At 36.0% G+C, this 4,562-nt stretch carries 3 protein-coding genes; all 3 read right to left on the minus strand.

Features of this window, described 5'->3' with window-relative positions; translation table 11 throughout:
* Positions 1-1,276 (minus strand): TonB-dependent receptor plug domain-containing protein (locus ACILQF_RS10780; protein WP_395627414.1); only part of this gene is annotated, 1,276 nt, incomplete at its 3' end.
* Positions 1,277-1,297: 21 nt separating this feature from the next.
* A complete protein-coding gene (locus ACILQF_RS10785) occupies positions 1,298-2,152 on the minus strand; it encodes a FecR family protein (protein ID WP_395627415.1) in 855 nt (284 codons plus the stop codon).
* Between the two features lie 103 nt (positions 2,153-2,255).
* On the minus strand, positions 2,256-4,562 hold a 2,307-nt coding region (locus ACILQF_RS10790; protein ID WP_395627416.1), incomplete at its 5' end, for a hypothetical protein.

Consider the following 4,562-nt stretch of genomic DNA (forward strand, 5'->3'; position numbering starts at 1 on the left):
ATGCGTTGTTTTTTGCTTCCAAAACATATTTAGATAATTCAGCTGCATTCATTAGGTCAACCTTATTAGCAAGCGTTTGAACACCATAGTATGAATCGAAGTTCACAACCGGAGTACCATCTCTTTTTCCTTTTTTTGTGGTAATCAATATAACACCATTTGATCCTCTTGAACCATAAATAGCTGCTGCTGCTGCATCTTTCAGTACTTCAACCGATTGAATGTCACCTGCACTAATTGTTCCTAATGGGTTTGATGGAGCAGGACGGAATGCTACCGTTCTTCTGGCAACATCACCTTGAACACCGGGATCAACATTTTTAGAAATTGGGAAACCATCTACTACATATAAAGGCTCATTTCCTGCAGAAATAGACCCAATACCACGAACTCTAATGGTTGTTGCTGCACCAGGCTCTCCACTTGGCTCCTGAACCTGCACACCTGCAATTTGACCTTGTATAGCATTCTCAAAACTTGTAACAGCAATATCCTTGATACCTTTTGATCCAACTGAAGCAATTGATCCAGTCAGGTTTCTTTTTTGCTGCGTTCCGTATCCAACTACTACAACCTCCGTCAGGTTTTGCTGATCGGTTGCTAATTTTACATTAACAATGGTGGATGTATTTGTTACTGCAACCTCTTGCTTAACATATCCTATGTATGAAAAAACTAAAACTCCAGGCCCTTTTAAAAGAATACTGTATTTACCATCTTGATTAGATGTTGTACTTAAGGTACTGCCCTTAAAATTAATAACTACTCCCGGAAGGGTTTCACCTGTAGCTGCATCTGTAATTGTTCCTGTAATAGAAACTTGCTTAACTTCTTCGTTTTTATTCTCAGCAATAGAGCTTTCTGATTTTACATTCGCAGATGCAAAATTTTCTGATTCTTGAACCAGAAAAGCAGATTGATTTGCATCAGAGCCTTTGTCGTTCTTGCTGATAACATAAAATTCTGATGCGATTTTTTTAAACTTGAAATTTGTTGATGAAAGAACTTTGTTTAAGCTCGTTTCTAAATTTTCGTTTTTAAATTCAGTTATATTTACTCTTGTGTTTTCAAAAAGTCTGCTGTTAAACATGATGGAAACATGATGAGTTTTTTCAAGGTCCTTTAAAACATCCTTTAACAGGGCTGTTTGTGCGACTGAATTACCTCCGAAACTGCTATGGGTTTCGATTCGGTAAGCGTTAGTCTGACTATTTGCAAAAGCTTGTGTTATGCTTATTACAAACAGGACTAAGAATAGGCGTGTAAATATTATCATATTTTTTTTTTAGTTGGTTTATTAATTTGGATTAATAGGCGACACAAATAATGAGTCTCCCTTAACTATTAGGTTTAATTCAAATATTTCTGAAAGCCCTTTGACTAAAATGTCAATATTATGAGAGGGGGCCGAACCTGATACTTTCATCTTAAAAAGCTCAGGATCATTAACTTTGATGTTCAAGCCATACGTGTTTTTAATTAGGTTTATAATTTCTTTAAGTTCAGTTTTTTCAAATAATAGTTTGGAGTTCCTCCAAGAAGAATGGTTTTCGGGCTCAACTATTTTTTTTGTCAAGCTATTGCTGGAGCTTTCATATTCTACTAATTCACCTGGCTTCATCAGGATCGTTTTTTTATTTTCATCTTGATTATCAGCAATGTGGAATTTAATCTTACCAGAGTTAAGCGTCACTTTGGTATCGTAATCCCTATTTTGAATGTTGAATTCAGTCCCCAATACCTCAACAGAAGAATGATTGGTCATTCTAACAAAGAATTTTTGATTGTTTTCTGTATGCTTAACCGAGAAAAATGCTTCACCTTCTACTTTTACTTCCCGATCCTGAAAACTCAACCAATGTTTGTTAAAACTCAGCTTTGAATTTCCATTTAAGTAAACAACTGATTGATCTGGAAGCACTAGTTTCTTAGTTTCTCCAAATTTCGTGATGTAAACAACCTCTTTAAAGTAAATACTTTGGAATACTAAACTGCTTGTAGTAATTAATAATAGCATTGCTGCTATAGCATAAAGTTTACTATTTCTAATAAATTGAAAAAGTTTAGGACTAGATTGTTCCTCAAGTAATGGTTCTAGTTTATTCCATGTCCTATCAATGCGTTCTAAATCCTCTTTTGTGTTATTGTTCATTTTTAATCTCTTGGTATTCATTTAATTAAGACACACTTAAAGTGTGTTTGTACTGTATTATTTGTAAATAATTAATAAATGTGTTGTATCGACATTAAACTGATCATGGTTTATTGTTTAGCCAATAAATGAGATATGGTATACTATAAATGTGCGTCCATCCAAAAACTCTGAGTCCGTTAGTGGCTTTCCAAATGGCCTCACCCCGCATGCTTTCTGTGTCTGGCGGCATATTGCTTGTTTTATCTAAGGCCTGAGCAAATTCTATTTTAGATTTGAAACTGTTTATATTGACAGGTAAAGGGTCTGTATGTAAAAATTTAGCTCTTTCTGATGCTTCATTCAAATAACTTTTATCTTTTGTAAACTCATAGCCAATTAGTAAACTCGGTATTGAGGCCATAAAAGATTCCATTTTATGATTTAATGAGGGGTTCTTTAGCTGCCAGTTGGCATGCATTATTAATGCATTTTTAACTTTTTGATCTGAAGTGAGCTGATAATATTTATATAATCCCTGAGAGAGATAAACTTGGGAGTATCCATATCTTTCGATCACTAAGCTGCCTGCCTGATCACTTTCTTTTTGCAATTCCAACAATGCCGAAACCCTGGTATTTAACTCATCCCAATATTTTTGCTTTTTATTAGCATCATATATTTCTATTAAATTCCAAATGGACAGATACAATCTTCTGCCTCTAAAATCATGGTCTCCAAATTCTCTTCTTAAATAAAAATCACCTGTTTGTTCCGCAATATCAAGTCCGCGATGGTTACCCGCCAAATAATACGATGCAAGCCATCCGGAAACCCAAACATGGGCACTTAATAAGGATGTATATTGTTGAGCTGCATGCCTTCTTCCCATTCCAACGTAAGGAGAACCTATGGTTTCGTTGATTCCAGAATTGAAAAAATCAACTGAGTTATTTGTGTTTCCCTTATAATTTGGAAAGTTTGGCCAATGAATATTGTCAACATCCATGGTATGCTGACTTGCTGACCATGCGGTTAAATAGTAATCTCTGTTTCCGGTGCGCATAAATTCCAGCCACCACATATAATCATTACCAGGTTCATTATTAGTCCAAGTGTTCCAGGTATTATTTCTGTAATAGGTTTGAAAATCTCCATAGTTCAGCATCCCATACCAAGGTTCTTGCTCTTGGTTATATTTCATCCAGGCGAATTTATAATCCAGGCCTCGTTCTAAATCTCCTTTAGAATTGTCTTTTGGGGCAAAAGATCCATAAACTTTACTGTCTGCATACCACTGAGGTGGAACATGAGAAACGGGGGGCTCAAGGAAATACTTGAAATTGGAATGTATTTCTGCGTCTGTTGTTTCAACCTTGAAAAACTGATAAACCAACTCAGTAGTTTTAGCTAATCCTTGTGCAAAATTTGCAATCATCTCACTATCAACCTTTCCACTTGCTCTGGCAAAACTTAATGGCTTCACATTTGGGGAGTAGATGTATCCAAATAAGCTTGAATCTACACCATTTATGGCAATCTCTTTAGGATATTCCTCAAAAAAGTTTTTAATCCCGATTCCAATTCCCCATTTTTTATCACGAATGCTTGTCCACCCCGGCATTCTAGCTTTTTCCAATTTATCCTGCCCAGAAATAGTGATCTCGCTTTTAAAGTCTGGATCAACATCATTTTGAATCAATTCCGGACCATTTTGAAGGATGGAGATATTTTCACTGCCCTTTAAAACAGAAGACAATATTTTTTCTGTCCCGGGATCTTTCCAGCTGCCGTCAAAATATCCGGTTTGAAATTTCCTTTCTCCAGAAAGATTATATTTTATTAAGAATCCGGCATTTTTTATCTGGTCATTTGGCAACATCCAACCAGGTGCATCCTTAAGCTTTTCCTGATCGATAATTACTTTATTTTGAGTAGCAATTGCTGCATATTGTCCTTCTGGTTTAACATGCATATCCGGCTCACCGGTATAAACCAAAGAATGCAATACCCTAATATATGATTTACCGGCATAGGCATGTATGCGGATAACAAAGGGAGAAATATTATTGTCTGGTCTAGAGTATTTATAATTCCCTTCAATACGTATAATTGCATGCAAAGGACCTGATCCCTTTTCTACATACGTATTAACAATTTCTGCATTTGACAAATCTACCCCAGACTCGTCCAACAAATCCATAAAGGTTCCACGGCCTTTTTCTGATTCTGCAATCAGGTCTTCTTTATCGAAACCATCACCCTTGGTGTCTAGTTCCACTTTATCCATAAAGCCGGCCCCATTTCTGTTAATGGTAAATTTTAAGGGTCCTGTATTTACCTTTACACTTCCTGCCGGACGAACATTATTTTCGACAAGCACTCTTTGTCCCGGGAATACGGTTCTTTTAAAGTCCGTTCCATATTCTAG

Origin of the sequence: Daejeonella sp., from assembly GCF_044232565.1 — a bacterium.
GTDB lineage: Bacteria > Bacteroidota > Bacteroidia > Sphingobacteriales > Sphingobacteriaceae > Daejeonella.